Origin of the sequence: Bradyrhizobium sp. RDI18 (genome assembly GCF_043203335.1) — a bacterium.
Classification (GTDB): Bacteria; Pseudomonadota; Alphaproteobacteria; order Rhizobiales; family Xanthobacteraceae; genus Bradyrhizobium; species Bradyrhizobium retamae.
The window spans coordinates 2814047-2838744 of record NZ_JBICRN010000008.1 but is presented as its reverse complement, the minus strand read 5'-3'; the positions used below and the strand labels follow the sequence as shown (position 1 = coordinate 2838744).

General features: G+C 60.2%; 22 protein-coding genes and 8 pseudogenes. 18 read left to right on the top strand and 12 right to left on the bottom strand.

What is annotated here, in order from left to right; genetic code table 11:
- Window positions 1–126 precede the first annotated feature (126 nt).
- Both ACFXS9_RS22820 and ACFXS9_RS22815 read right to left on the bottom strand, forming a co-directional pair.
- A complete protein-coding gene (locus ACFXS9_RS22820) occupies window positions 127–540 on the bottom strand; it encodes an ArsC/Spx/MgsR family protein (RefSeq protein WP_057846771.1) in 414 nt (137 codons plus the stop codon).
- A gap of 9 nt (window positions 541–549) precedes the next feature.
- Window positions 550–982, bottom strand: a pseudogene (locus ACFXS9_RS22815) (response regulator).
- 424 nt (window positions 983–1406) lie between these two features.
- Between ACFXS9_RS22815 and nifH the strand changes: the two are divergent.
- The 11 genes and pseudogenes from nifH (at window position 1407) to ACFXS9_RS22760 (ending at window position 10805) form a co-directional block, all read left to right on the top strand.
- A complete protein-coding gene (gene nifH / locus ACFXS9_RS22810) occupies window positions 1407–2291 on the top strand; it encodes a nitrogenase iron protein (RefSeq protein ID WP_392692219.1) in 885 nt (294 codons plus the stop codon).
- A 128-nt stretch (window positions 2292–2419) separates the two neighbouring features.
- Entirely contained in the window at window positions 2420–3130 is a 711-nt protein-coding gene (locus tag ACFXS9_RS22805) for a nitrogen fixation protein NifQ (protein ID WP_082637762.1), read from the top strand.
- 22 nt (window positions 3131–3152) lie between these two features.
- Window positions 3153–3653, top strand: coding sequence for a Fur family transcriptional regulator Irr (gene irr, locus ACFXS9_RS22800; RefSeq protein ID WP_245309455.1), 501 nt, complete (start codon window positions 3153–3155; stop codon window positions 3651–3653).
- A gap of 175 nt (window positions 3654–3828) precedes the next feature.
- Window positions 3829–5017, top strand: a pseudogene (gene nifV, locus ACFXS9_RS22795) (homocitrate synthase).
- 191 nt (window positions 5018–5208) lie between these two features.
- A complete protein-coding gene (nifW, locus tag ACFXS9_RS22790; RefSeq protein ID WP_057846772.1) occupies window positions 5209–5550 on the top strand; it encodes a nitrogenase stabilizing/protective protein NifW in 342 nt (113 codons plus the stop codon).
- 32 nt (window positions 5551–5582) lie between these two features.
- Window positions 5583–5987: a hypothetical protein gene (locus tag ACFXS9_RS22785; RefSeq protein WP_156434028.1), complete on the top strand. Its 405-nt coding sequence runs from the start codon at window positions 5583–5585 to the stop codon at window positions 5985–5987.
- A 30-nt stretch (window positions 5988–6017) separates the two neighbouring features.
- A pseudogene (locus ACFXS9_RS22780) lies at window positions 6018–6578 on the top strand (hypothetical protein).
- Window positions 6575–7684, top strand: a complete 1110-nt coding sequence (locus ACFXS9_RS22775; protein WP_057846775.1) for an electron transfer flavoprotein subunit alpha/FixB family protein — start codon at window positions 6575–6577, stop codon at window positions 7682–7684. The pseudogene ACFXS9_RS22780 and the gene ACFXS9_RS22775 overlap by 4 nt, the downstream one beginning before the upstream one ends.
- Window positions 7685–7695: 11 nt before the next feature.
- Window positions 7696–9003, top strand: coding sequence for an FAD-dependent oxidoreductase (locus ACFXS9_RS22770; RefSeq protein WP_057846776.1), 1308 nt, complete (start codon window positions 7696–7698; stop codon window positions 9001–9003).
- A gap of 32 nt (window positions 9004–9035) precedes the next feature.
- Complete coding sequence (locus tag ACFXS9_RS22765; RefSeq protein WP_057846777.1) at window positions 9036–9332, top strand: ferredoxin family protein; 297 nt, start codon at window positions 9036–9038, stop codon at window positions 9330–9332.
- A gap of 714 nt (window positions 9333–10046) precedes the next feature.
- The gene (locus ACFXS9_RS22760; protein ID WP_057846778.1) at window positions 10047–10805 is read left to right on the top strand and encodes a glucose 1-dehydrogenase; all 759 of its coding nucleotides are present in this window, start codon (window positions 10047–10049) and stop codon (window positions 10803–10805) included.
- Window positions 10806–11051: 246 nt separating this feature from the next.
- Here the strand turns inward: ACFXS9_RS22760 and ACFXS9_RS22755 are convergent.
- The 3 genes and pseudogenes from ACFXS9_RS22755 to ACFXS9_RS22745 all read right to left on the bottom strand — a co-directional run.
- Window positions 11052–11530, bottom strand: a pseudogene (locus tag ACFXS9_RS22755) (IS5/IS1182 family transposase); the annotation flags it as partial.
- A gap of 292 nt (window positions 11531–11822) precedes the next feature.
- Window positions 11823–12836, bottom strand: coding sequence for an IS110 family transposase (locus tag ACFXS9_RS22750; RefSeq protein WP_057846779.1), 1014 nt, complete (start codon window positions 12834–12836; stop codon window positions 11823–11825).
- A 100-nt stretch (window positions 12837–12936) separates the two neighbouring features.
- Window positions 12937–13077: pseudogene (locus ACFXS9_RS22745) on the bottom strand (IS5/IS1182 family transposase); the annotation flags it as partial.
- Between the two features lie 29 nt (window positions 13078–13106).
- Here ACFXS9_RS22745 and ACFXS9_RS22740 point away from each other — a divergent pair.
- A complete protein-coding gene (locus tag ACFXS9_RS22740) occupies window positions 13107–14810 on the top strand; it encodes a hypothetical protein (RefSeq protein WP_392692211.1) in 1704 nt (567 codons plus the stop codon).
- A gap of 399 nt (window positions 14811–15209) precedes the next feature.
- Here ACFXS9_RS22740 and ACFXS9_RS22735 read toward each other — a convergent pair whose 3' ends face one another.
- The 3 genes from ACFXS9_RS22735 to ACFXS9_RS22725 all read right to left on the bottom strand — a co-directional run bounded on the left by ACFXS9_RS22735 (window position 15210) and on the right by ACFXS9_RS22725 (window position 17509).
- On the bottom strand, window positions 15210–15578 hold the full coding sequence (locus ACFXS9_RS22735; protein WP_057846780.1) for a DUF6544 family protein: 369 nt from the start codon (window positions 15576–15578) through the stop codon (window positions 15210–15212).
- A 68-nt stretch (window positions 15579–15646) separates the two neighbouring features.
- Window positions 15647–16999 carry an oxygen-independent coproporphyrinogen III oxidase gene (gene hemN / locus ACFXS9_RS22730; protein ID WP_057846781.1) on the bottom strand — a complete coding sequence of 451 codons (1353 nt, stop codon included), beginning with the start codon at window positions 16997–16999 and terminating at the stop codon, window positions 15647–15649.
- A gap of 336 nt (window positions 17000–17335) precedes the next feature.
- A complete protein-coding gene (locus tag ACFXS9_RS22725) occupies window positions 17336–17509 on the bottom strand; it encodes a hypothetical protein (RefSeq protein ID WP_156434030.1) in 174 nt (57 codons plus the stop codon).
- 465 nt (window positions 17510–17974) lie between these two features.
- Between ACFXS9_RS22725 and ACFXS9_RS22720 the strand changes: the two are divergent.
- Window positions 17975–18146: pseudogene (locus ACFXS9_RS22720) on the top strand (IS3 family transposase); the annotation flags it as partial.
- An 841-nt stretch (window positions 18147–18987) separates the two neighbouring features.
- On the opposite strand, the gene modA reads toward ACFXS9_RS22720, so the two are convergent.
- Entirely contained in the window at window positions 18988–19581 is a 594-nt protein-coding gene (gene modA, locus ACFXS9_RS22715; RefSeq protein ID WP_392699962.1) for a molybdate ABC transporter substrate-binding protein, read from the bottom strand.
- 299 nt (window positions 19582–19880) lie between these two features.
- Between modA and ACFXS9_RS22710 the strand changes: the two are divergent.
- From ACFXS9_RS22710 to ACFXS9_RS22695, 4 genes and pseudogenes are all read left to right on the top strand, one after another.
- Window positions 19881–20517, top strand: a pseudogene (locus ACFXS9_RS22710) (zincin-like metallopeptidase domain-containing protein); the annotation flags it as partial.
- On the top strand, window positions 20477–20722 hold the full coding sequence (locus ACFXS9_RS22705; protein WP_392699960.1) for a response regulator transcription factor: 246 nt from the start codon (window positions 20477–20479) through the stop codon (window positions 20720–20722). The pseudogene ACFXS9_RS22710 and the gene ACFXS9_RS22705, both read left to right, overlap by 41 nt.
- A 191-nt stretch (window positions 20723–20913) precedes the next feature.
- On the top strand, window positions 20914–21552 hold the full coding sequence (locus ACFXS9_RS22700; RefSeq protein ID WP_392692206.1) for an acyl-homoserine-lactone synthase: 639 nt from the start codon (window positions 20914–20916) through the stop codon (window positions 21550–21552).
- A 69-nt stretch (window positions 21553–21621) separates the two neighbouring features.
- A complete protein-coding gene (locus ACFXS9_RS22695; RefSeq protein WP_156434172.1) occupies window positions 21622–22131 on the top strand; it encodes a hypothetical protein in 510 nt (169 codons plus the stop codon).
- Between the two features lie 115 nt (window positions 22132–22246).
- Here ACFXS9_RS22695 and ACFXS9_RS22690 read toward each other — a convergent pair whose 3' ends face one another.
- Together ACFXS9_RS22690 and ACFXS9_RS22685 are read right to left on the bottom strand one after the other, a co-directional pair.
- Entirely contained in the window at window positions 22247–22534 is a 288-nt protein-coding gene (locus ACFXS9_RS22690) for a hypothetical protein (RefSeq protein WP_392692203.1), read from the bottom strand.
- On the bottom strand, window positions 22428–22913 hold the full coding sequence (locus ACFXS9_RS22685) for a hypothetical protein (protein WP_392700351.1): 486 nt from the start codon (window positions 22911–22913) through the stop codon (window positions 22428–22430). Before ACFXS9_RS22685 ends, ACFXS9_RS22690 begins: the two co-directional genes overlap by 107 nt.
- A gap of 82 nt (window positions 22914–22995) precedes the next feature.
- On the opposite strand from ACFXS9_RS22685, the gene ACFXS9_RS22680 reads away from it, so the two are divergent.
- Window positions 22996–23337: a hypothetical protein gene (locus tag ACFXS9_RS22680; protein ID WP_392692200.1), complete on the top strand. Its 342-nt coding sequence runs from the start codon at window positions 22996–22998 to the stop codon at window positions 23335–23337.
- A gap of 1161 nt (window positions 23338–24498) precedes the next feature.
- On the opposite strand, the pseudogene ACFXS9_RS22675 reads toward ACFXS9_RS22680, so the two are convergent.
- Window positions 24499–24698: pseudogene (locus ACFXS9_RS22675) on the bottom strand (SOS response-associated peptidase); the annotation flags it as partial.

The following is a 24698-nucleotide window of genomic DNA, read 5'->3' as shown; positions in this document are numbered from 1 at the left end:
TCCAAATGTAGGCGCGTGTAGAGCCCCGACCGCCTTCAGCGAGCTTTGCTCTTCGCGCCCGTCAAGAATGGGGAGCGGAGGAAACTTCGCTCCTTTCCCTCTCGGTGGAACTACGCGCTCTGCAGCTCACCCGCTCGAGCAGTGTCCCCCGGTTTCCTCGCGCGAGCATCGCTCGACATCACCTTGCATGCTCCGCCCAACCAGCGACAGCACGGGCCCATGATCGAATCCGGCGCATCTTGCGCCATCGGCGTTGATCAGCGGGCGCCTTATCAGGAGCGGATCACTGAGCATCAGCGCGAGTGCGCTCGCCGCGTCGCTTGTTTCGGGATTAATTTCGCCTGACTTAATACGCCGCGCGGCGCGGTTGAACCAGGATGCGACCGGCGTATTGCCGAAGAAGCGGCGCAGTTCCTCCGCACGCCACGGCTCCTTCAAGATATCCTTGGCAATCACGTGGTGGCCCGCGGCCTTCAGCGCCTGCATCTGGCGCGCGTTGGTGGCGCAGCCGGGTTTGTGATAGAAAATGATCGTCGTCATGGCGCGGGCCTATTTGAGCACACTGAGCTGCACGACCGGCGTGACGCCGCCGCGTTCGAGAATGGTATCGGCCTTCTTGCGAATGGTTTCCAAGGTCGGCGGCTTGACCAGAACGCCGTGTGCGCCGGCCTTGACGGCTTCGACCGCGTCGGCCTCGTCGGATTTGTCGCGATGATCAGGATCTGAGCGTCGGGAAAATGGGCCGCCAATTCGCCGATCACGCCGGCCCCTCTTGCTTAAAATAAGAGGCTCCGAGCAACACCACATACGGTTTTAACCAATCGATGCCCCTGGCAAAGGCCTCTTCTGGCGTTGCAAGCTCATGCGTCTCGATCTCATCATGCAGCATGAATTGCAATGCCGCGCGGGTGATCTCGTTATCGTCGACCACGAACCCCCCTCGCAGGTCCATTGCTTTCGACGTTTCGACACCAATCTGCACTGTTGCTCTCCTGAAAATCCGCTCCGACAAAGCGGCTTGCAAGAGCGTTAGCAATTTCTGTTCCGTGCATGAATGCATTGAACTGGCTCGCGCTAAGCCGGCGTTTTCCCGTTTTGATGCTAGCGATCCTTGTCCGGCTTCTGACAGCGGCACGAATCCTGTCACGTTCAAAACACCTGGTTTCATCCACCGGCTCCCGAAGTTTTCAAAGTGTAATCAGAAACTTAAAGAGCGTGGACAGGGTTGGCACGGCGGTTGCTATCAGGATGCAGCAACACTGACTGAGGGCTGAGTGCACGCAGACGCGCAAGACGAGCGCTGCTCTCCTTCCCTTGAACCCCCGTGTGCCTCGTTTCTGAGAGAGAAACAAGCTCGCGCGCGAGCCAGCGCGCAATCTTTGGCAAATTGGTTGATGGAGAGCAACATGGCTTCACTGAGACAAATCGCGTTCTACGGCAAGGGCGGCATCGGCAAGTCCACCACCTCGCAGAACACGCTGGCGGCGCTGGCCGAGATGGGCCACAAGATCCTAATCGTGGGCTGCGATCCCAAGGCGGACTCGACCCGCCTGATCCTGCACGCCAAGGCGCAGGACACGATTTTGAGCTTGGCGGCGAATGCCGGCAGCGTCGAGGACCTGGAACTCGAGGACGTGATGAAGATCGGCTATCAGGACATCCGATGCGTCGAGTCGGGTGGTCCGGAGCCGGGCGTCGGCTGCGCCGGCCGCGGCGTCATCACCTCGATCAACTTCCTGGAAGAGAACGGCGCCTATGAGAAGATCGACTACGTCTCCTACGATGTGCTCGGCGACGTCGTCTGCGGCGGTTTTGCGATGCCGATCCGCGAGAATAAGGCGCAGGAGATCTACATCGTTATGTCTGGCGAGATGATGGCAATGTATGCCGCCAACAACATTTCCAAGGGCATTCTGAAATATGCCAACTCTGGCGGCGTGCGGCTCGGCGGCCTGATCTGTAACGAGCGGCAGACCGACAAGGAACTGGAACTGGCGGAGGCGATGGCCAAGAAGCTCGGCACCCAGCTGATCTATTTCGTGCCGCGCGATAACGTCGTGCAGCATGCGGAGCTGCGCCGCATGACCGTGCTGGAGTATGCGCCAGAATCCCAGCAGGCCGATCACTATCGCAATCTCGCGACCAAGATCCACAACAATGGCGGCAAGGGCATCATCCCGACCCCGATCTCCATGGATGAGCTCGAGGACATGCTGATGGAGCACGGCATCATGAAGTCGGTTGACGAGGACATCATCGGCAAGACCGCAGCCGAACTCGCAGCCGAGTAAAGGACACACCGACGGAGGCCGGCCTTCCCAATGCTCAATAAGAAGGTCGGCGTTCCGGCGAAAGATGTCGTGACCAGCATCACGATGCAGCCGAGCATACTTGATCACTGTGGAAAGATCGGCAACCCATGTTCGAAGCGCAATTGTTTCCGCTTATGGCTGCCAGAGCGACTGAAGCGAACGGTGAGCGGCATAGGGGAATTGCGACCTACCGCCTGCTCACTGGGGCAGACCCCGCCGACATAACCAGTGACAGCAATTTCGATCGCCACGTGCTGGCGTCCATTCTGGTAGCCGCCACGATGGATGGTGGTCTGGTTTCCGAGAAGGTCGGTCTGACCAGCCATGAGCTAGCCGCGTTGCTGGAGCAGTACTTCCCGTCGATCCGGATAAACCGCGAGGAGTTGCTCTTGCGTGTCAAGCGCAATGAGAGCGACGAGGCGGCAATGTTGCGTGATCTCCTGCTCGCACAACGCTCGACCGAAGGGGACATCGGCAACTGGCTAGCTGGGATGATCGCGCGTCGCGCAATCGAGCCAAATCACTTGTGGGAAGATCTCGGATTGCGCGGTCGTGGCGAACTATCCCGGCTGCTAGGCCGCCATTTCGCGCCGCTGGCCGCGCGCAATACCAATAATATGCGCTGGAAGCGCTTCTTTTATCGCACGCTGTGCGAGGACGACGGCCTTGTCATGTGCACGACGCCGGTGTGCACGCAATGCAACGACTTCAACCTCTGCTTCGGCGATGAAAGCGGCGAGAGCCGCATGGCCGAGCGCCGGCGCGAGGTTCTGCTGCAGGCGGCTGTCCCGGTTGCGGCCGGCACCTGGCCAATGTGAGCGACTTCGGATGGATCGTCCGTTGGCCAGACTTCCGACCGGTGACGCCGGGGATCGCGCGGGCTTCGACGAGGTGCAGGTGGGACCGGCCTCTTCCCATCTCAGCGGGCGATGTCCCGACGCCGGCTGGAAGGATGTGTTGCTCAAGGCCGGGCTGCGACCGACGCGCCGGCGCCTGATCTTAAGCGAGCTGTTGTTTGCCAGAGGCGCCCAGCATGTCACCGCAGAGATGCTATTTGCCGAGGCGCGCGAGACCGGGTTTCCGATCTCATCGTCTACCGTCTACAACACTTTGAACCAGTTCACCCAAGCCGGCCTGTTGCGCCGGATTTGTCTTGATGGGTCGCGATCGTTGTACGACACCAACACCTCGCCGCATCCGCATTATTATCTGCACGGCGAGGATATCCTGCTCGATATTCCCGATGCGGATCTCCTGCTTGTGAATGTGCCCGAGCCGCTGCCAGACCACGAAGTCTCCTGCGTCGATCTGATCATCCATCTGAGCCGCAAGCGGAGTTGATGCCATCCCATCGCGCCGTGACGTAAGCGGACGCATCGACTTTGCGAGGCTGTCGCGTTTGCGACAATCCGGCTGTGCCGAAAACTGCGCGCTTGTTCAACGGCTTGTGGCGGGTGCCGGCGTGGCATGCGCATTGCTCAAGCCTTGCTTTGCCAAAGCCAACAAGGAGCCTCCCATGATCGCCGCCGCCTCTGCCAAACAGTCATGGTCCGAGACGGCATGGGGAAGTCCGATCGTGCTCAACGACACGACGCTGCGCGACGGCGAACAAGCGCCTGGCGTTGCCTTCACCACCGACGAAAAGGTGGCGATCGCGCAGGCGCTGGCGCGGGCCGGAGTCACCGAGATCGAAGCGGGAACGCCCGCGATGGGCAGTGAGGAGATCGCCGCCAGCCGCGCCATCGTTGATTGCTGGTCTCCCGCTCACCACCATCGGCTGGTGCCAGATGCGTGAAGCCGATGTCGATGCGGCAATCGAGGCCAAGGTGCCGATGGTCAATGTCTCGATTCCGGCTTCTGGCGTGCAGATTGCCGCCAAGCTTGGCGATAACCGCGAGCTGGCGCTGGAGCAGGTGAGGCGGGTGGTCAGTTATGCGCGCGAGCGTAGGCTTGAGGTTGCCGTCGGCGGCGAGGACTCCTCCCGCGCTGACGTCGATTTTCTCATCAAGCTGATCGCCACCGCAAAAGCCGCCGGCGCACGGCGCTTTCGTATTGCCGATACGCTCAGTGTGCTCGATCCGGACTCCACCTATGCGCTGATGGCTCGTTTGCGCGCGACCACCGATCTCGAGCTCGAATTTCACGGCCATGACGATCTCGGGCTTGCGACCGCCAATACGCTCGCCGCCATCAAGGGTGGCGCGAGCCACGCCTCGGTGACCGTCATCGGGCTCGGCGAGCGGGCGGGCAATGCGCCGCTGGAAGAAGTCGCGGTCGCGCTCAAACAGCTCTACGGGCGTGACACCGGCATCGTGCTCCCGGAACTCGAGAATGTCGCCGCGTTGGTGGCAGCCGCGGCTGCACGCACGATTCCTCTGAACAAGGCGATCGTCGATGAGCATGTATTCACCCACGAATCCGGCATTCATGTCGATGGCCTAATGAAGGATCAACGCACGTATCAGTCGCTCGACCCCAATTTGCTCGGTCGATCCAACCGTATTGTGATCGGCAAGCATTCCGGGCTGTCGTCGATCACTACCCTACTTGACGAATTGCAGCTCGCCGCCAGCGCCGAGGACGCAAGACAGATCCTGTCGCGGGTGCGGAAACATGCCATCGAGCACAAGCGGCCGGTAGCGTGCGAGACGGTGGTGGCGATCTGGCGCGCCGTCAGCGAGCGCTCGTTGACCAATGGTGCGTGAGGCGGCCATGGTCGGCATCATTACCGCCGAAACCGCCGGCGTGCCGCGCAAGCCCTCGCTGATCCGCGAAGACATAGGCCATGGAGGCCATATGCAGCGCCGCCTACGCGAAGCAGCGTCGCAAGGAGATGACCAGCCGGAGCCGGGTCCCGACCACAGGCCGGTCGACCTAACCCAAAGGAGATTTTTCGATGAGCAACACACAGGCGGCAGTTGGCATCCTGGATCGGCTCAACAAGGCCTCCTCGGCCGAAGATTTTTTTGCGCTGCTTGGCGTCGATTACGACCCCAAGATCGTCAATGTCGCGCGCCTGCACATCTTAAAGCGCATGGGACAATATCTCGCCAAGGAAGTATTCGAAGGTGGCGCGGAGGCCGAGGTCACGGCGCGGTGCAAGGCGGTGCTGGAGCAGGCTTATGCCGACTTCGTGGCGTCCTCGCCGATCGACCAGCGGGTGTTCAAGGTCTTGAAGGATGCGGTCGCGGAGCCCAAAAAACCGGCGGCCTTCGTGCCGTTGAGCTCGCTGAAATAGCCTCATACATCAGTTCAGATCTGCCTCAAGCCATGTCGGCGCGGCGCGTTGTGCCATCTTCCTCTTCATGCAGATCAACTCTGTACAGCTATGCGCGAAGCGGCGCTGTCGCATTCGCGACGTATGTCGGAATTGTACTGTCGGCGATGCTAACGGCCAGTCTTTATTTTCTCAAGTCATTGAATGGACGTCTAATTTTTGATGGCCCTAACTGGTACGGCACTTGCTGTTCTCTGGCCAAGTCCGTCACTGGTGCCGACTACACAGAATTGTTGCCCTCCGAGATGAGATATGGAGCAAGACCAATCATGTTGCCGTTACTGCTCGCCGCTCGCGCCGGCATCATCTTATGGGTCACGCTCGCGTTAATGCCGTTCGAAGTTGTCTTTGACGCCATTGAGGCTGGGATTGACCGTGAGATGGCCGCCAATGGATAACTCGCGTTCCACGCTACTTTTGGAGAAGGCATGCACAGTATCGTTTGCACCAAGCAGGTTCACGATGCCGTGCAGATTCGCGGTCTATCCCGTGACCAACGCCATCGTGCGTCAGGGGGCGAGCATCATCAACCGATACGCCTTGTTCGCGCTCGAGGCCGCGCTCCAATCGCGTGACAAGTTCGGCGGCGAGATCGCCGCGCTCACCACGGTGGACGCGGAGCGCCGCGCCGAACGCGGCGTGCAGATGTTGCGCACAAAGCTGCCCTGCCTGGTCAGCCATGGGGAAGCAACCAGCCAGATCTGCAGCGCCGTGATGACCGCCGCCCTGCGCGAGGCGCTAGGGCCGGTTGTAAAATGGAGCGCGCAGGAGGCCGGCGTCGAGGAGTCTCGAAATGCGTCGTGCCCGGCTCGCCGACCATCGTCAAGCGCGCCTTTGCGCCGTCGCCACGCGCCGAGAGGGCCGGGCTGGTGGAAGCCGCCAAGCAGCCGACGGAGGTGCTGATGAAAGCCATCTTGAAGGATCAACCCAAGCTAGAGACCGATCTTGTGGCGCGGCGCGCAGGTTCTGAGGGGAATTCAACGCTATGAGCAACATCACCAAAGCTCCTACGCCGGCCGGGGGCGGCCGCGCAGGAATCAAAAAAGAATTGCCCGAGCACTTTAAGGCCTACAAGCACATCTGGGTCTTCGTCGAGCAGGAGCGCGGCCAGGTGCATCCCGTCTCCTGGGAACTCATGGGTGCGGGCCGCAAGCTTGCCGACAAGCTGAAGGTTGATCTCGCCGCGGTCGTCATCGGCCCGGAGGCCGAGACCACGCGCAACGCCGCGCTCGAATCCTTCTGCTACGGCGCAGACCTAACCTATCTCGTGACCGAGAATGTGCTGTCGGAGTATCGTAACGAGTCCTACACCAAGGCGCTGACCGATCTCGTCAACACCTACAAGCCAGAGATCCTGCTGTTGGGCGCCACCACGCTCGGTCGCGATCTTGCGGGCTCGGTAGCTACTACGCTACTGACGGGTCTCACCGCCGACTGCACGGAGCTCGACGTCGACGCGGATGGTTCGCTTGCGGCCACGCGTCCGACCTTTGGCGGATCGCTGCTTTGCACGATCTACACCTTGAATTACCGGCCGCAGATGGCAACCGTCCGCCCGCGCGTGATGCCGATGCCAGAGCGTGTCGCGCGCGATGCCGCCCGCATTATCATGCATCCGCTCCGCCTGCTCGAAGAAGACATCGTCACCAAGGTGCTGTCCTTTGTGCCGGACCGTGATTCGGCCAAATCCAATCTCGCCTATGCCGACGTTGTCGTCGCCGGCGGGCTGGGGTTGGGCTCGCCTGAGAGTTTCCAGCTGATACGGCAGCTCGCCGCCGTGCTCGGCGCCGAATATGGCTGTTCGCGCCCGCTGGTACAAAAGGGCTGGGTCACCTCGGACCGGCAGATCGGCCAGACAGGCAAGACCATCCGGCCAAAGCTCTATATCGCCGCAGGCATTTCCGGCGCGATCCAGCATCGGGTCGGCGTGGAGGGCGCCGATCTAATCGTCGCCATCAATACCGATAAGAACGCGCCAATCTTTGACTTTGCCCATATCGGCGTCGTCAACGACGCTATGCACCTGTTACCAGCGCTGACGGCCGCATTTCGTACACGGCTTTCACCGCATTCGCGCGACCGGATCGCGAGCTAGAGGAGGTTGTTGTGATCGAGGAGAAGTTCGATGCAATCGTGGTCGGCGCCGGCATGTCGGGCAACGCGGCGGCTCTGGCCATGGCTCAACGCGGCATGAAGGTGCTGCAGCTCGAGCGCGGTGAATATGCCGGATCGAAGAATGTTCAGGGCGCAATCCTCTATGCCGACATGCTCGAAACGCTGATCCCGGACTTCCGCGATGACGCGCCGCTCGAACGTCATCTCGTCGAGCAACGGTTCTGGATAATGGACGATCGCTCCCATCTCGGCGTGCACTACCGCTCCGAAGACTTCAACGAGGAGCGGCCGAACCGCTACACGATCATCCGCGCGCAGTTCGACAAATGGTTCTCCTCGAAAGTGCGCGAGGCCGGCGCGACCGTGCTGTGCGAGACCACCGTCACTGAGCTCGCGCGGGACGCCCATGGGAAAGTCATCGGTGTTCGTACGGATCGCCGCGACGGCGAAATCCACGCAGATGTCGTGGTGCTGGCCGAAGGCGTGAATGGCCTTCTCGGTACGCGTGCGCGCCTGCGCGAGCGGCCCAAGCCCGACAAGGTGGCACTCGCGGTTAAGGAAATGCACTTTTTGCCGCGTGAGACCATCGAGGCCCACTTCAATCTCAAGGGCGACGAAGGCGTCGTTGTCGAAGCGGCCGGCACCATTTCCAGTGGCATGACCGGAATGGGCTTCATCTATGCCAATAAGGAGTGCATCTCGATCGGCATCGGCTGTATCGTCGCCGACTTTCAGCGCACCGGAGAGACGCCATATGGGCTGCTCGACCGCTTCAAGCGTCACCCGTCCGTGGCGCCCCTGATCGAGGGCTCGGAGGTCAAGGAATACTCCGCGCACCTCATTCCTGAAGGCGGCTACAAGGCGATCCCGCAGCTCTATGGCGATGGCTGGGTAGTGGTGGGCGATGCGGCGCAGCTCAACAACGCCATTCATCGCGAGGGCTCTAACCTCGCGATGACTTCGGGCCGCATCGCGGCGGAAGCGATCGTCCAGGTGAAATCGCGCAGCCATCCCATGACCGCGGCAAATCTGTCAGTCTACAAGAAGATGCTGGACGACTCCTTCGTGATTAAGGATCTCAAGAAGCACAAGGATATGCCGATGCTGATGCATACCAACTCGCAAAACTTCTTTCTCACCTATCCGCAGCTCGTCTCCAGGGCGATGCAGAACTATGTACGCGTCGACGGTACGCCGAAGGCTGAGAAAGAGAAGGTGACATTGAAATCCTTTGTCAATGCGCGGTCCTGGACCGGTCTATTTGGCGATGCATTCCGCCTCGCCCGTGCCTGGCGCTAACCAGCCAAAATCGAAGCCAAGGAAGCTGAAATATGAATGTTGAGACATCAGTGCGCGTCGAGGACAAGCTGTTCTACAACCGCTATCTCGTCGACGTCGGTCGTCCCCACATCAAAGTGCGCGCACACACGCAGCCATCCCCGCAGCTGCTTGCACTTTTAAAGGTCTGCCCGGCGCGCTGCTATGAGCTCAACGACAAGGGGCAGGTCGAGGTCACCGTCGACGGCTGCATCGAGTGCGGCACCTGCCGGGTCATCGGCGAGCCCACCGGCGACATCGAATGGAGCTATCCGCGCGGCGGATACGGTGTGTTGTTCAAGTTCGGATGAGAGCTGCACGGCAGGCGTAGTGTGATCGCCCTTTTGTTGAGACGATCTCACGGCAGATCCATGTCTCCGCGCCCCGCTTGTGAGAGAGGCCGAATCGATGGCGGTAGCTGGTGACGTGCCCGGCGTACGGAACGGTCGCGGGAGCTTTGCCTTGCATCAGATTTCCTAGCTTTTCTGCGCGCCATCATTGGCGCGCTGATGAGAAAGACCTGGATCTTCCCGCCGCTGCACGCGGCAGAACCTCATGTGCGTTGCTCTCGCCAAAGCCTGATCCAACGCAGCAGGCGGCGCCGCGAACGCCTGTTTGGTGGGAGCCGGCGCCGGTACGCGGCAGCAGCCTATCTCATCAAGGAGGGCGGGACTATCGGGCGAGAATGTCGTCCCTTCGAGAAGACGGAGCAGTTCGGTGACGGCAGCCATGCCCATGGCGAAGGATGGCTAGGTCATGCGCGGCGGGGCGCATGTTCGAGGAGAATTCCACTTGCACCTACGAACTGCTGACCTCCATTTCGCTAGAGCAGGCATCCGGCCAAGTCGGCGTAGGAAGAACTGATGGAGGACCATGAAGAGTTCTTCTGAAATGATAAGGCGCGCCAGCTTTCGGGCGGCGAGATCGTCAAGGTGTCCAGTTTCGGTCTACGCGAGAAAGATGGGCTCGAGCTGATCGCCCCGCTGCACCGCCACTGATCAACGGAGCGAAGCAAGGAACATGTCATGGGACGTGTGAACGAAAAGGTCATTCTGGTAACCGGCGGAGCTCGTGGCATGGGTGCAGCTCATGCGCGCCTGCTTGTCGCTGAAGGCGCCAAGGTCGTAATCACTGATATTCTTCATACAGAAGGAGAGGCTCTCGCGGCTGAACTGGGCACTTCCGCCGTCTATGTGCGTCAGGACGTCACCCAGCCGGAGGAGTGGGCTAGGGCGGTCGCGACCGCCGAGAGCAGCTTCGGCGCGCTGCATGGGCTGGTTAACAATGCTGGAATCGCCAGCATGGCCCCGATCGAGCAGTTCCCGCTCGATCAGTGGAACAAGGTTATTGCCGTCAATTTAACCGGTGCGTTCCTTGGAATGCAGGCGGCCCTGCCGGCAATCCGGCGCGGGGGCGGAGGTTCGATTGTCAACATCTCGTCCGTCGAGGGGCTGCGGGGCACTGCCGGGCTTCATGCCTATGTTGCTTCCAATTTCGGCGTGCGGGGCATAACCAAGTCTGCTGCGCTGGAGGCCGCGGCCTCGGGCGTCCGCGTCAACTCGATCCATCCCGGCTTCATCACCACGCCGATGACCGAGAGCTTCGATCCCTCCACTTTCCCCATTCCGCTGGGACGGGCAGGCCGGCCGCAGGAAGTGTCGCAGGCAGTCTTGTTCCTGCTCAGCGACGAGTCCAGTTATCTTACCGGTTCCGAGATCGTCATCGATGGCGGTCTGACGACCGGCGTCCCACACAAATGGCTGGCGCCCGAGTATTTCTTTTGATGAGCACCAACTGATCGTCCACGCCAGGACAACAAGACGGCGCGGTTCGTCGTGTCAGCTCTCGGGATCTTCGGAGGTGGTGTCTCAGTTTGAAATTAGACCACCCAAGTGCGGTGCCTCTTCTCGGCTTCGACCGAAAAGGCAAGTTTTGTCGGCTCGCAGTCTGCGACTTTGCCGTGAACGAATAGGGGGCCTCTTTCGCCGTTTTAGCCCTCAATAACTTGTCGTCCGTGAAGAAGACCGATTTCACGCCGGATTATTCAGCGGGCCGGGGAAGAGTGCGGTCAGGAACAGGCGCAGCAAAAGGCTGAGCCAGCGGATGAGGCGGGGAAGTTGTAGCCGGCGGCAGCGAGGACGGCGTTGGCGGCGTCGCCCTGGCGGAACCAGAGATAGTTGCGGCCCATGCGGTGCTCGGCCTTGAGATGGCCGATGACGGGCTCGACGGCGGCCCTACGGCGCAGTTCGCGCTTGATCCTCGGCGTCACCCCTCGCTTCTGGCCGGAGAGGAAGACCCTGGACTTGTAATCGGGTGGCGCGTTGTGGCCGCGATATCCCTTGTCGGCGAGGAGGCGCGCGATGATGTTGCCGATCAGCGCCTCCATGTCCGGGATCACGGTGGCCAGCGTGTGGCCGTCATAGGGATTGCCGGGCAACGCCTTCACATGGGTGACGAACTGGCCGCCCTTGGCGTGGCCGATCGTGGTGGCGACGGAGACTTTGACGCCGATCTATGGACCACGCCCGCGTTGCAAGAGGGATCGACAAAGGGATGAAGTGGTTTGCGCCAATCTATCCGGCTTCGATTTGAGGCTGTCGCCCCGAGCCATTATGGATATCCGCGCCACTTCTGTCCTCAATAACTCGCCGGCCTCAAGGAGGGCCATGGAGTCGAACCAGGCTTCAGAAGTGTCGGTGGAACCGTTTCTCCATTCGTTCTTTCCGTCTCGCAAACCTCGGCGGGATAGTGTGCTATTCCGATCGGATCTTGGATCTTCCTTCCTTCCCGGGTCGGGCGTGCTATGCAGCGTGGCCCAGGAAACTCGCTTCGTAGTCACGGCCTTTTGCGAGCATGCTCCAGGCCATCCGCGCGAGTTTTGCGGCCAAGGCAACAACCAGTACATTCGAGTGGAGCCGCTTCGATGCTGCCTCCAGCCAGGCTCCGAAGCCGTGCCTGGCCCAGGTTTGGCGCCTCAGTAATACGGCTCTGGCTCCCTGAATGAACAGTGTTCGTAGATAACGGTTGCCGCGTCTTGATATGCGACCGAGAATGGTTCGATCACCGGTCGAGATTTGTTTTGGTACGAGGCCAAGCCATGCCGCAAAGTCGCGGCCCTTCTGGAACGCATCACCAGTTCCGATCGCGGCGATCATCGCGCTTGAGATGATTGGCCCGACGCCCGGCGCACTCATCAGGCGGCGACAATGCGCATCTTGCTCCGCGATCTCATTGATCTCCTTGGTGACTAACGCGACGCGACGGTCGAGATAGCGCCAGTCCTCGGCCAAGTCCTGGATGAGCCGAACCACCTGAGGTGATAGGCTTTCCGAAGGCATCGAGAGGATTTGGGGGAGTGCCAATCGGAGTGCTGCCGCTCCCTGCCGCACTGGTAGGCCTTGCTCAAGCAAAAAGCCCCGAATTTGATTGATGACCGCTGTTCTCTGTGTCACCAATCGACTGCGAACTCTGTGGAGTGCCTGTAAATCAAGTTGTTCGGCCGACTTCACTGGGACGAACCGCATTGTCGGCCGCTGAGCAGCCTCGGCGATCGCTTCAGCATCCCGAAAGTCATTCTTGTGACCCTTGAGGTATGGTTTGACGTACTGTGCCGGCAAGAGCCGTACTTGATGGCCTAATTTCTCGAGCTTGCGCCCCAGATGATGTGCTCCTGCACACGCCTCCATTCCGATTAGGCAACGCGGAACATTGCTCAGCGACTGGTCAAGCTGATTTCTAGATCGCTTCTTGCGTAACGTGATTGCGCCGGTGGCATCGAGACCAACGACATGGAATGTGTTCTTCCCGAGATCGATACGATTGTGATAATGTTCGTATTCGACATGGCTTGCGCTCCTGCTGCTGCCCGCGGGGTAGCACGTTGCCTCTGAGAGCGGGCGTGGTCCATGCCATTAACTCGTAAGGCCGATGGGCCTTGCCTTTGCCGATGCATTCGACCTCCGGCGCGTGCAGGGAATAGACCTTCGGTCCGCGCTGATGCTGCTTCTGCTCGCGCACGCGCCGCGCCAGCGCCAGCAGCTTTGCGAACGCCGCTTCGAGCGCGCCGTTATCCTTCGACACCATGATTGACCATTGAGAGCCGCGGGGCAGTCTCGTTTTTTGCGAATGTGGCGATGCATTACTTCACGAGCGACGGCCTCGTCAGGTTTTCGAAAGCTTGCCCGAGTAAGGTTGCTCAGGTGATTTGTAAACGTGAGGCTGGGATGGACCCGCACAATTTTGACTCATTCAATGTAAGAGGTTGGCCGCAGGTAGAGCCCCCCGTCTCGCACGAGCCTGAAGCGAGCTACGTCGGCCAAGGGGCCTTTGAGCAGCAATTGCACCAGGCGCGCCCAGCCGGTGCCGCGATGCCCGATCGGGGGCCGCGCGGTGGCCTCCGTCCCAATGTGTCTAGCGACGGCCAGCAGTCCCCCAACGGGCTGATGGGTGCAATTGCCAGGAGCAACATCCTGCCAAGCGAGGAGGTCCTCATCAACGATGAGCGCGATACAGCTGGGTTGAGAGCAGCGAAGAGGCCGAGGACCACAAATAATCCGCAAGACGTTGCCATTGAGCGGCAGCTGAGCGAGATCGCCAATTCAGGTGAAGGTGGTGGAGCAATGCCGCCAGCCTCGGCGCTGCGCCCGGCTCAGTCAACGGGGGTTGTGATACGGCACGACAGGCAGCCTCTTTATTCCGAGGATGCTCCCGCGATTTTGGGGCTTGGGGAGGCCCTCATCAAGGGCGGGACCGCCAAAGGCACTGCCCAGCAGTATGTAAGTTCTCTTCTTGGCTTTAGCCGCTGGCTCTTCGCAAAAAAGAAACCGAGCATTGTTGCTCGGCTCGACAGTAATTCGCTGAACAGCAATGGCAGTGACGTGCATGAGTACATCGGAAACGGTAATCAGAGGCTCATTAGGGCATTAGACCATCTCCGGACCTTGCGGTCAGGAGCCGTGCCGATCATACGCCGCGCCACGCGGAATCCTTACGCCCCGAACGTGGCCCTCATCAATCCCGAAGAGGCGGTAGTGATGGAGCCGAGGCGCGTCGGCGCCACCGCTGCGCAGCACAGCGCGTCGCAGAAAGCTGACACTCGACGAGAGGAGCTTCAGGGACGGCGGGATAATCAATCCGCCCCGTCGGCTTTCGTCCAAGAGAACGTCGCGTTCTATCCAGAGCAGATTGCTCCGGAGGAGCTTCGGCGAGTGCTGGATCATCTGAATGATCAATCCATCCCATCCCCAGTCTCAGTCCCTTCAGCGGAGCTTGAGCGACTGGAAAGGGACTTGCATGACGAGCTTCGCGGAAGACAGGACGATCACGCTGCCCAGTCGCTCTCCGTCGATCCAGAAGAGTTTACTTTCAATCCAGAGCAGTTCTCTCCAGGCGAGCTTCAGCGAATGCTGGATAATCGATCCATCCCGTCGCCAGTCCCCGCCGGTCCAGAGTACTTCGCTCTAAATCCAGAGCAGTTCTCTCCGAAGGAGCTTTGGCGGCTACTGAATGCTGATGAACCCGCGCCGTTGGGAGTGGCATCTAGTTCAGGCCCGGCAGATCAGTCGGCTTGCGAGCCGGGTCCGCTGCCGAATCTATCAATGTACCTCCCCGTGGACTTCCAGCACGGCCCCCATTGGGCGTCGGAAGACTTCATGCAAGGAATGCGCTTGCATAACCTGCTGCCGAGTGCGTCTCAGCCGGAGACAAAGTTTCCTCTCAACGGCGTGAACTACGCGGCCACATTAGGGCCGGCAGGCCGTGAGGATCAGGTTTTTCTGCGCCCAACATGAACACCGGATTGCCGTGCGGCAAAAAGGACGTATGAAAGCGGCGCTCGATCAGCCGCCGCTTCCATTCCATGTGTTGGCTTGCTTGAAGATCGTTCCTGGCAGAGGAATCAAGATCGTCTTGGCGCGCGGCATCTGGGACTCGTTCTCCCACTGACGATCGGGTCGTAGCATTGGGCGAACACCAGACGAGCGCCGAGAGCACGGATGCGCTCCATCAGGTCGCGCTGGCCGGAATGATGATCGCGCGCCCGCTGTAGGACTGCGGCGCCTCACGGCCAAACGCCTCGCCGGAAGACGCGCCCTCGAAACTTTGTTGGCGGCCTCCAAGGTTGTTTCGGTGGAAATCCCGAAAAGTGGATAATGGCCACCTCGAAGTGCCGGTTGATGATCTCGGCAACATCATCGGACCATTTGTTTCGCCCGTAAAACTGGTGACGCTCTAGGGGCAAGCGGAAATATTCCGAATAGCCGAAGCTCCGAGCGGGTGCCGCGCGGGGACAGTTGGTCGACAACCGTTAGACACGACAGTGGGCCCGTCCGTGCGCGCCAGTCGAACGCGGTGGTCGCAAGCTCAATGGTATCGGTGGCCGAGAACCGCATCCAGGGCTTGCCCGGCCCCTCCGTCATCGTCCCATATTGGGTGAGGTGCACCCTGTCGGGCTTGCCGTCGGCGCCGAGCCGATTTGCAAGGGTGGCGACCTCCGCCGGGAGGTTCGTATCCGAAATGGATGCCTTCATGTCCCAGACATCTCCAAGGTTGGTCTTCACGCTCGGCTCCCCTGAACCGGGTGCGTCAAGGCGTCTGGCGGTCGGCTTGTGTGCAAAAAGCTCGGGCCTCAAACGGCTCGACTGTGCGCGCCGGCGGTGCGAGCCAGGTGTGCGTCGAAGGTCGACGCCACGCTGCGCACCAGAAACCTTGTCTCCTGGTTTACCCTCAGAACGTCGCTCTCCATGCTAACCACGCCGTCATCCAGCAGTCGCCCGAACCGATCTCGGTCAACCACGGCAGCTTCCGGATGTCGGCCGTGGCTGCGCGAGACACGACGAAGGTCGACGGCGAAATCGCACATGATCCGCTCGATAATGTCGGCGCGAAATCTGTCGTCCTCGGTAAACGAGTAACCCTTCGTCGTGGCCAAGCGACCTTCCGCCATGCGTTGCAGATAGTCGCGCGTCGAGACGGCGTTCTGGACGAAGCCCTGCGGCAGACTTCCTATCGCGCTGGCGCCGAGGCCGATGAGGACGTCGCCGCCATCGTCGGTGTAGCCCTGAAAATTCCTTTTCAGCCGTCCCTCGCGCTGCGCAAGGACCATGTTGTCGGTCGGCAAGGCGAAGTGATCCAATCCTATGCGGACATAGCCGGCGGATTCGAGCGCATCGGCGATGGCTTCGGACTGAAGATGACGCTCCAGGCTGTCGGGAAGGACGGCCTCGTCGATCTTGCGCTGATGCTTCTTGAACGAGGGGACGTGAGCATATCCGAAGACGGAGAAGCGATCGGGGCGCAACTCGACGCAGCGGGCCACGGTCGACAGACAAGATTCAACCGTCTGATGCGGAAGTCCGTAGATCAGATCGAAATTGATACCGCGTACCCCGACCTGGCGGAGCCGGCGCGCAGCGGTCGCCGTCTGTTCGAAGCTTTGAATGCGATTGATGGCGCGTTGCACCTTCGGATCGAAGCTCTGAACGCCGAGACTGGCGCGAGTGACGCCGCAATAGCCCAATGCCTGTGTCATCGGCTCGCTCAGGGTCCGGGGATCGATCTCGACGGCGATTTCTGCCTCCGGGACGACGAAGTAGCAATGCCGTAGCGCGCCGATTAGATCCACGAAGAGTTCAGGCGACATGATCGTCGGAGTTCCGCCGCCGAAGTGAATATGCGTCACACGCGCGCGATGCCGAAGGGCATCCGCCACCAACTGAGCTTCGCAGCGAAGCGCCGCCGCGTACACCGCGATCGGCTCGTTCCGTCGGGTGACGGATGTGTGGCAGCCACAGTACCAACACATGGAACGACAGAACGGGACGTGCAGATAGAGCGAGAGGGATCCGTGGGGGCCGACGGATTCAAGCCAGCTGCGGTAGGTATTTTCGTTGACAGTCGCCGAGAAATGCGGGGCGGTGGGATAGCTGGTGTAACGCGGGAGGCGTTCCTGACCGTAGCACGTCGCAAGTTCCGTCCGCATATTCTCATCCTTCGCGTGGACCGGAGCTGGATAGCAACGCTTGCCGGGCAGAACTTTGCGCTATCTCAACTCCGAGAGCGATGGGGGATGGCCGACCCTCGCGAGATGGAGTTAGTTCGCTTCTCCGCACTGTGGGGCATCCTGCAGCCTAGACAAAAAAGAGACTAGCCGTCGTTAGTGGCACCCTCCCGCCACCTCCGACGCACCGACGGGGCCCCGCGAGATCGCGCGCCATCGAGCAGTTCGGTTCGAGATCGGAAATCTGTTCCCTTCACTCAGGGGCTATGCGCGACTTTGCCTTACTTCTTGAAGCGCTTGAGCTAGTCACTCCAAGCCTTATCGGGGGCCTTTGATATCGTCCCGCAGCTTTGCCTTCTCAAGCGTAACGAGATCACCCAAGCCTTCGCAGGCAAATTGCGTTTCGCGGTGAAGCCATGGCATCGCTTTCTTGTATTCATGGCCGGAAGCAGGACGGAGAGCATTGACGTTAGCATCGTCACAAAGTGCCATGATTAAACTCCAGAAATACTGGACCGCATGCCTGAGGGAAAACGATTCTAGTCTAGGACGGAGAGGTCGGCTTCCGGGCGATGCCAAGGCTGGCACGTATTCGGCCTGACGCGGCCGCTGCGGAAGCCGCTATCGGCCCGCAGAACCTTCGGAATGAAAACGCCCCAACCGAGGGACCTTAGAATGGGTACCTCGGCCTCCATGAGGCTCTTAGGATTGACGATCCAAAGTAGGCGCTTCAGTTTCACTGCAGCCGTCGATTCCGACTTCCAGACCATCAACCCTGAGCGGCACAGGCCCTATCATCCGCAACCGCCGAGCAATAGGCGCGAAGCGCGCCGAAGCGCTCCCAGAAATGGGAGTTGCTTTTTAGCCAAATCAGTGATGAGGCGTCAGGCGGAGCCTAGGAGACTCTCGCCAATTGCGGAGGGAGGATTCTGGTTCATCGTAGCCACAGGAGCGAAGATGAAACAGAAATCCGGGCCGGCCAAAGCGCCGGCAGAACGAGTGCTAAAGGACATTCGGCGCCAGACGCCGACAGTATTCGGCGGAGGAGAAGATCCGCATCGCGCTGGAAAGACTGCGGGGCGAGGAGAATACGGATCGTTTCAGAAGACACGGAAAGGATTCGCCGATGTCCTCTGACGCTCTCGTGGCAGTCGAACGGCTGAGCAAATGCTATCATATTTTCGAATCTGCGCCCGATCGCCTTAAGCAATCGATAGTGCTCCGCTTGCAGCGGGCAGCCGCTCCGCTCGCCCGCATCACCGGCAAGAGCTTCACCCCGCGTCGCTACTACCGAGAATTTTGGGCTTTGCGGGACGTGAGCTTCACCGTTGGACCCGGCGAAAGCGGTGCGCGAAGTGGGACACTGTGAACTGCCGGCGCGTCCAGATCAAAAGCGCGCTTTGTGGTTCTGGAACAGCGTGGTCAACAACCGCCGGGCGTGCGTGTGTGGCGTTCGTTAACTTGCATACGCTGCATCGTGGGCCTCGTTCGGAGAAGCGTCAGTCGACGAGAGGGGTGTAGGCCAGAGGGCGTTTGCCAACGCGCCAACCATGTGGCGCTAGCTTTTGCTGCTTCGGTCACGCCATCTCGCTCATAAGAACGCCCCGACGACCCAGCGGATACCGGCCCAGAGGAGCGCGTTGAGGAGGATCGCCGCAAGCGGCCAAAAATTCCACGCTGTCCGCGGCTGCGAAGCATCAGGACGCAATGGCGATTGGCTTTACCGCCTTCAATCACGCGTGGTTTTGGTTTGCTCCAGTGGGTCATCCGTACCCTATCCCTGCGCTGCGCTATCGATCAGAGCCATGGCTAGGATCAGAGAAAAATCGAAGATCACCAAGCCAAGAGAACGGCGTGCAAATGCGGTAGGGCCACGGTCGTGAGGCTGGCGAGCCTGACCGTCAGCCTAGCCGACGGGCAGATGCCAGCCGAGACGATGTTCATGCGGTCCAACTCTGGTTCTCGGGCATCTAACCGTAGCGCTCGATGATCGCGTGAGCCTCCGGCCCTTTCGGAAAGTCAATGAAGCCCTGCGCCGCTTTGCTGTCGGCGCCGCTCTTCAATGGCGCGGCACCTCGCCGAATGGGTCTATCGAGCTCCTGCCGCATCAGCCAGCGCGAGGCGGCCTCATTGTCAACAAAGGCGAGCTCGTCATAGCCCGCCTCGTATTGATCGGCACGCGTGATATTCTCGCCCTCGACGCCCTTCGGATGTATGGTCTCATAAACGCCGGGCGAACTCACCGCCTCCACTGCGACTACGTCATAAAGCGTCGTGGCGGGATTGCAGATCGACAGTTCTGCGAAGGCCACCGACTTGGACATCTCCGCGCCATTCACGAAAACCGCAGGCTTCTTCCAAAGCACGAGCTTTCCGGTATTGCAGATGAGGCGGCTTTCCGGTACGGCGATCCCATCCACGACCAGCTCCTTTGGTTGCGCATCCTCGGCCGAGAGAAAGATCTGGAATGACGCGCCTTGCATAATTTGGCTATGACATTGGCCATTCGCGCCGAAGCTTAACGCCGCTTGACGACCAGGAGTCCGCTTGATGCCCGCGACTATCTCGTTGGTCGGGCTTCAACGCCGCATTGATCAGGGTCAATGAAGCAAGTCTCATTGTGAACTCCTGGGGCCAGCTCGCCACTTTTTTTGTGCGGCGGTTTTCATCTCAGCAATCGGCGTGCCGAAGGCCTGCGGGCGTCGCTTGAAGAGAGAAAAACCACGTGTTTGCCGCAGCAGCCGCGGAATGACTTAGCTGCTGTAGTCGGGTTTCCCACATCGACGTCTTCAACCGGACACGACTGGTACGACAACATAGAAGGTAAATGACTCAGGTCGCCTCCGTGCCGGCAATTTGCCGCGTGATAGAGCCGCAGGTCGAAGCGCGGATCGCTGCGAGCGGCATCGATTTCCGGATTGGCGGTAATAAGCCTTTTACTGTCCTTCCGAGGACTACGTTCAGGTGCCGCAACCGGCTGCCTATTTCGAACTGATCAAATGGCATCGGACAGCGCTTCACGAATTGGCGCATGCCAGCGGCCATTCTACCCGTCTCAACCGCGATCTGTCAGGTGCTTTCGGTACGAAGAAATACGCTTCGAGGAGATCATCGCCGAGATAGCCTCGGCATTTTGCTGTGCCTCGCTCGGCATCGTGCCGACCGTGCGTCATGCCGATTACGTTTGCTCATGGCTCGCGGTGCTGTCATGGCAAAGGCTTGAAGATCTGCCGCAGGCGTTGGGGGCAATCTGGCTCGATCGCAGGCTCGTTGGGAAGGAGCCCGATGAGTTCGCGTCGACCGGCTTTGGCGCGGAAGTCGAGACGGCGCTCCGAACGAGACGGCAATGGCTGATCGAGCAGGGGCTGGCGCGAGAGGAAGGCGGACAGGTGCGTTTCGCGCGGAACATGCTCGAGGCGCGCGAGCTGGCGCGGATATCCGCTCGCACCGGCCTTGACCATGTCGATGCCAAGGTCGGCGACAACGTCAATGGCGTCTAAACTCTCCGAAAGTGAACTCACTCAGCGCGAGCGCCAATGCCTTGCATGGACTGCGCAGGGAAAAACAGTCGCGGATATCGCGGTACTGGTCCAGATGGCGCCGCGCACTGTCCTGTTTCATCTTGAGAACGCTCGCCGCAAGCTCGGTGCAGCATCTATTGCCCAATGCGTTGCCGAGGCGCTGCGGCGCGGTTTGTTGTCCTAATCATCCACACCCTCCCATTTCGCGAGATGCACAAGAGACCTGGCGCTCGTCGCGCCGGGCATGTTGTATTGTGTTCTGTCCAAAAAGGTCTAGCGTAATCAAACTGAATAAGTGTTACCTGTAAAATTTGACAGGCGATTAGCAACTCTCTTTCTGGTTTTGAGGCCTCCCGATAATTTCAGGAGGTCGCTATGCATGCCATCGCACTTCACACCTCTCAATTTGGTCGTCATCTGGAGTTGCTCGCGGCGATGTATCGGCTGCGGCGCCGTGTCTTCAAGGACCGGCTCGACTGGTCAGTGTCGGTCTCGGGTGAATTCGAGCTCGATGTGTATGACACTCTCGGGCCGACTTATCTCATTCTCATGGCAGACGCCGGAGAGCCGGTTGGTTCGGTTCGTCTGCTTCCGACGACCGGACCAACCATGTTGGCCGACACCTTTCCTGTTCTGCTCGGCGGGTCGCCAGCGCCGCATGACGAAAGAATTCTCGAAAGCTCACGCTTTTGCGTGGACACCAGTCTTGTCGCGGAGCAGGCGCCCAATAGTCTCAACCGCGCAACGTTTATCCTCTTCGCCGCCATGATGGAGGCAGTACGCGGCGCGCGCGCAGACAGCATCGTGACAGTCACTGATACACGTATGGAGCGCATTCTTCGGCGCGCGGGCTGGCCATTGAGACGGATCGCGGCTCCGCAGCAGGTCGGATCGACCATGGCGGTCGCCGGCTTTCTCGACATGTCCGAACAAACGCTCCACAGGATGTACAAACAAGCCGATGTCAACGGCCCCGTGCTTGTGTCATCGGATCTTGTTAGTGCGGCCGCCTGATGCCTCGTGAGCAGTATCCAGCCAAGGTCATTTGACACGTAGATGCTTGCAGACCCACGACATAGTCGGGTGGTTTTGGTCAATCTGAGGCGCGGCGAAACGCCGGCTTCGGCCGATCTTGCCGCGCGGCACGTCAGTTTCTCATTACTGCAGACAGGCCTGGAGATGTTCACCGTCGCGTCGACCCTCATCGGGAAATGCCAGCCGTTCGGGATTACTGGTAGTCAGCAAGTCGTTCACTCGATGACGCAGCTGGACGTTGACGCCCTTTCCATTTGGCACGACCGGCGGTTTACGGACAATCTGGCTTCACCCGAAACCGGTATCATTTTCTTCGGAGGAAGCTGGCTCGAAGAGGAGATATTCATTGCCGCACTGCAGGCGGCCGAGCGCGGATATGACGTACGCTTGCTATCAGACGTCATCGCGGCGCGTGTTGAGGCGGACCGGTCACTCGTTTTCGATCGGCTGGCGCTTCATGGCATATTGGGGACTACCGTGCGGCAGACCCTGCTGGAATGGGCGGTGTATATGCATGATCCGCTTTTGATGCAAAAAGTTCAGCAGCTTCTATCGTGATCTGGGTTGCCCCGGGGCGCCTTGAGACGTCCGGACGCAGGCTCGCGTGAAGCGAGCCCGCGCGGCATCGGCCTTGCGGCGTCGATCCTGACGCAGACATGTACCTGGGGCTCCCTCAGAACGTCCCTTCAATCGGGATGATCGAAACCAGTTTCGGCAGCTTGCCTCTTAGCGCGCGCTCGATTTCGCTGCGGCCATCGCGTAATTCGGGTTCGATGAAGGGAAGGCCAGGAGCTCGGTAGATGTCCTCCTCCTTGACGGCGATCACGGTTCGGCCTTTGTGGAGCCCGTGCACCTCAAGCCTCATGCCCTTCGTGTCGGCGAGAGACCGGAGCCCTTCCAAATAATCGGCCGATCCGGTGGCCTGGAGGAGCAGAGCGCCCAAGTGCTTGCGGTCGGCCACGTAAACCTTCAGGCCCGACAAATCCCGGATGGTCGGTTCTTTCCGAAACCGGCGTTTCTGCCACCAGGGCGAGCTCTCCGACGAGCTCGCAGCTCCGTCTCAAGTCGCCGGCTATAGTCACGTGCTTCAGTTCGGGTTGTGTCTTCTCGAGAGTTTTCTTCGAATGCTCGAGCAGGGCGGCGGCGCGATGCAGATGAAGCAGCCCCGCGCTGCCCTTTGCAGTTTCGAGATTGTGCAGGATCTTCGTCTGCACTGCCGCACCGAGCCCCTTGGCCTTCTTGATCCGGTCTTGCTTGGTAGCTGCTTTCAGTTCGTCAAGCGAGGTGATGCCAAGATCCTTGTAGAGGCGCAGGACCTTGTCCGGGCGCAGCCCCGGCATGGTAGCAATTCCAGGACCCCTGCGGGAATCTCCTCCCGGACCTTTCCCGCGCTGGTTTCTGTGCCCAGAGGGAGGAACTGCAATGAAGTGGTGTGCCCGCTGCAACAACTGTCATTGGGTGTGCGAGGAGCATCCGGACCAGCCGTGGTTAGGCGCGCGCGCCTGTACCTGCGGCGCTGCCGGAGCGGCATGCCCGGTCTGCAATCAATCCGATGAGTCCACCGCGCCGGATCTTCCCGAGGGATTTCAGGCGGATGTCGAAAGCTCTCAGCAGTTGCCGCGCTACACCGGCGTCGACATGGATGATCCGAACCGGCCGGAGATCGAGCATCTCGGCAACTGCCCGGTCTGCGGCGCCCTGGTTGACATGCGCGACCTCGGCCAGGTATGGCGCATATGCACGGCGAGCAGCCGCTCGATCTAACGGGTAAGCCAAAGCCAGATGAACAATAGATCGCGCGAAGCGCTGGTGGAAACTCAGCGCATCTCTCGTATGAGAGCGAAGCCGCCCGCGGCAAGTACGACCAGGGCGGCAAAACCGGCGATCCAGTAGATGATATCCATGGCCCGAAACGCGCCGCCCTCGCCGAACGTTCCTCGTCAGACCGTCAATACGCGGACCTTTGCGGGTAGACGACATTGACCCAGGCGTGCTGGACTGCATGCGAGGCGGCCTGGCCTCTATGCCCCCAAAGCCCCGAAGGCAGGTCATCCTCCTTCCGTCGCCGGTCGCTCGCGCTGGGCGGCCGGCGCGGACTGGAGCTTCTGTCAGCGCGAAGCGCTCGCTACCCACAAACGGAATGGCCGCAGCTTGCTCTGCGGTTTACCGGTCAGATTATGCTTGTCCGTGCTGAAATGCTTCACCTCGGCTGCTGGCACCAGCAATAGGAAGCGGGCACTATTTCTGCTCCGGGAAATTACGGAGCGGCAGCGTCACAGGACCACAAGGTCATGAACGCTGAAACGACGGCGAGCCACATCACCGCGGTGATGAAAATGGCGGCAACCCAACCAGGGCCTCGGCGCCGATACGTCATGCAAATGGCCAATCAAAAAGAGGCCAAGCGTGACTCGGATTTGCGTTTGTCAACCGAGCGACCTGACAGCCGGCGGGGCGGCGTCTCGGTTTGCTGCCCATGCCGAAACGATTATGTCGGGTATGTTGCAGACCCGACAAACAAACCAGATTAATTGTTGTGGCGGGAAAGGGGGCTTTCACCGGAGTCGCTCCCAGCCCCCTTCGGGGTTGGATATGCGTATGTTCCCGGAATCGATAAAACGTCCCGCTTGTAAGCGGTGCGGCACTCGAACCGCGCTCGTAACGCATCGAACCAGAGGGCACAGGGCTCGAAAGCCGGATATTTACGTGCCCGAACTGTGAGTCCACACCGAGCCCGTTGTTGTTGACCCTATCGGGTTGGTGACATGGTGCACATCTCGCTATGTCATTGATAATCGAAGCTTCGTTGCCGCGGATCTTGTGATACTGCGCGACCATTCGTCACGGCATGACCGACTTCCTGCCGATTCAGGTCAGCTCCCCACGTTCGGCGCGTTCGCCATCTCGGTAAACAGGAATGTTGTGGGTCCCGATGCCGGCGCAGGCACAGAGCGGCCGATCCTCGTTTAGCGCGAACCAGACGACATCCCTCCGTTTCGGGGTTCGCTTCGGGGCGCATTCGGCAAGCCGTTGAAGGGCACGAGGCATCGGTTGTCCAGCTTGAGCCACACGCGCCAGTGTGGCGACGACGTGTTCCGGATGTTGCTCACTGGCGGGCCGCCGGT

Coding starts and splice junctions, on each gene's coding strand:
- ACFXS9_RS22820 (WP_057846771.1), bottom strand. CDS start 540: ATGACGACGATCATTTTCTATCACAAACCCGGCTGCGCCACCAACGCG.
- nifH (WP_392692219.1), top strand. CDS start 1,407: ATGGCTTCACTGAGACAAATCGCGTTCTACGGCAAGGGCGGCATCGGC.
- ACFXS9_RS22805 (WP_082637762.1), top strand. CDS start 2,420: ATGTTCGAAGCGCAATTGTTTCCGCTTATGGCTGCCAGAGCGACTGAA.
- nifW (WP_057846772.1), top strand. CDS start 5,209: ATGAGCAACACACAGGCGGCAGTTGGCATCCTGGATCGGCTCAACAAG.
- ACFXS9_RS22785 (WP_156434028.1), top strand. CDS start 5,583: ATGTCGGCGCGGCGCGTTGTGCCATCTTCCTCTTCATGCAGATCAACT.
- ACFXS9_RS22775 (WP_057846775.1), top strand. CDS start 6,575: ATGAGCAACATCACCAAAGCTCCTACGCCGGCCGGGGGCGGCCGCGCA.
- ACFXS9_RS22765 (WP_057846777.1), top strand. CDS start 9,036: ATGAATGTTGAGACATCAGTGCGCGTCGAGGACAAGCTGTTCTACAAC.
- ACFXS9_RS22760 (WP_057846778.1), top strand. CDS start 10,047: ATGGGACGTGTGAACGAAAAGGTCATTCTGGTAACCGGCGGAGCTCGT.
- hemN (WP_057846781.1), bottom strand. CDS start 16,999: ATGCGGACGGAACTTGCGACGTGCTACGGTCAGGAACGCCTCCCGCGT.
- ACFXS9_RS22725 (WP_156434030.1), bottom strand. CDS start 17,509: ATGGCACTTTGTGACGATGCTAACGTCAATGCTCTCCGTCCTGCTTCC.
- ACFXS9_RS22705 (WP_392699960.1), top strand. CDS start 20,477: ATGTCGATGCCAAGGTCGGCGACAACGTCAATGGCGTCTAAACTCTCC.
- ACFXS9_RS22700 (WP_392692206.1), top strand. CDS start 20,914: ATGCATGCCATCGCACTTCACACCTCTCAATTTGGTCGTCATCTGGAG.
- ACFXS9_RS22685 (WP_392700351.1), bottom strand. CDS start 22,913: ATGCCGGGGCTGCGCCCGGACAAGGTCCTGCGCCTCTACAAGGATCTT.
- ACFXS9_RS22680 (WP_392692200.1), top strand. CDS start 22,996: ATGAAGTGGTGTGCCCGCTGCAACAACTGTCATTGGGTGTGCGAGGAG.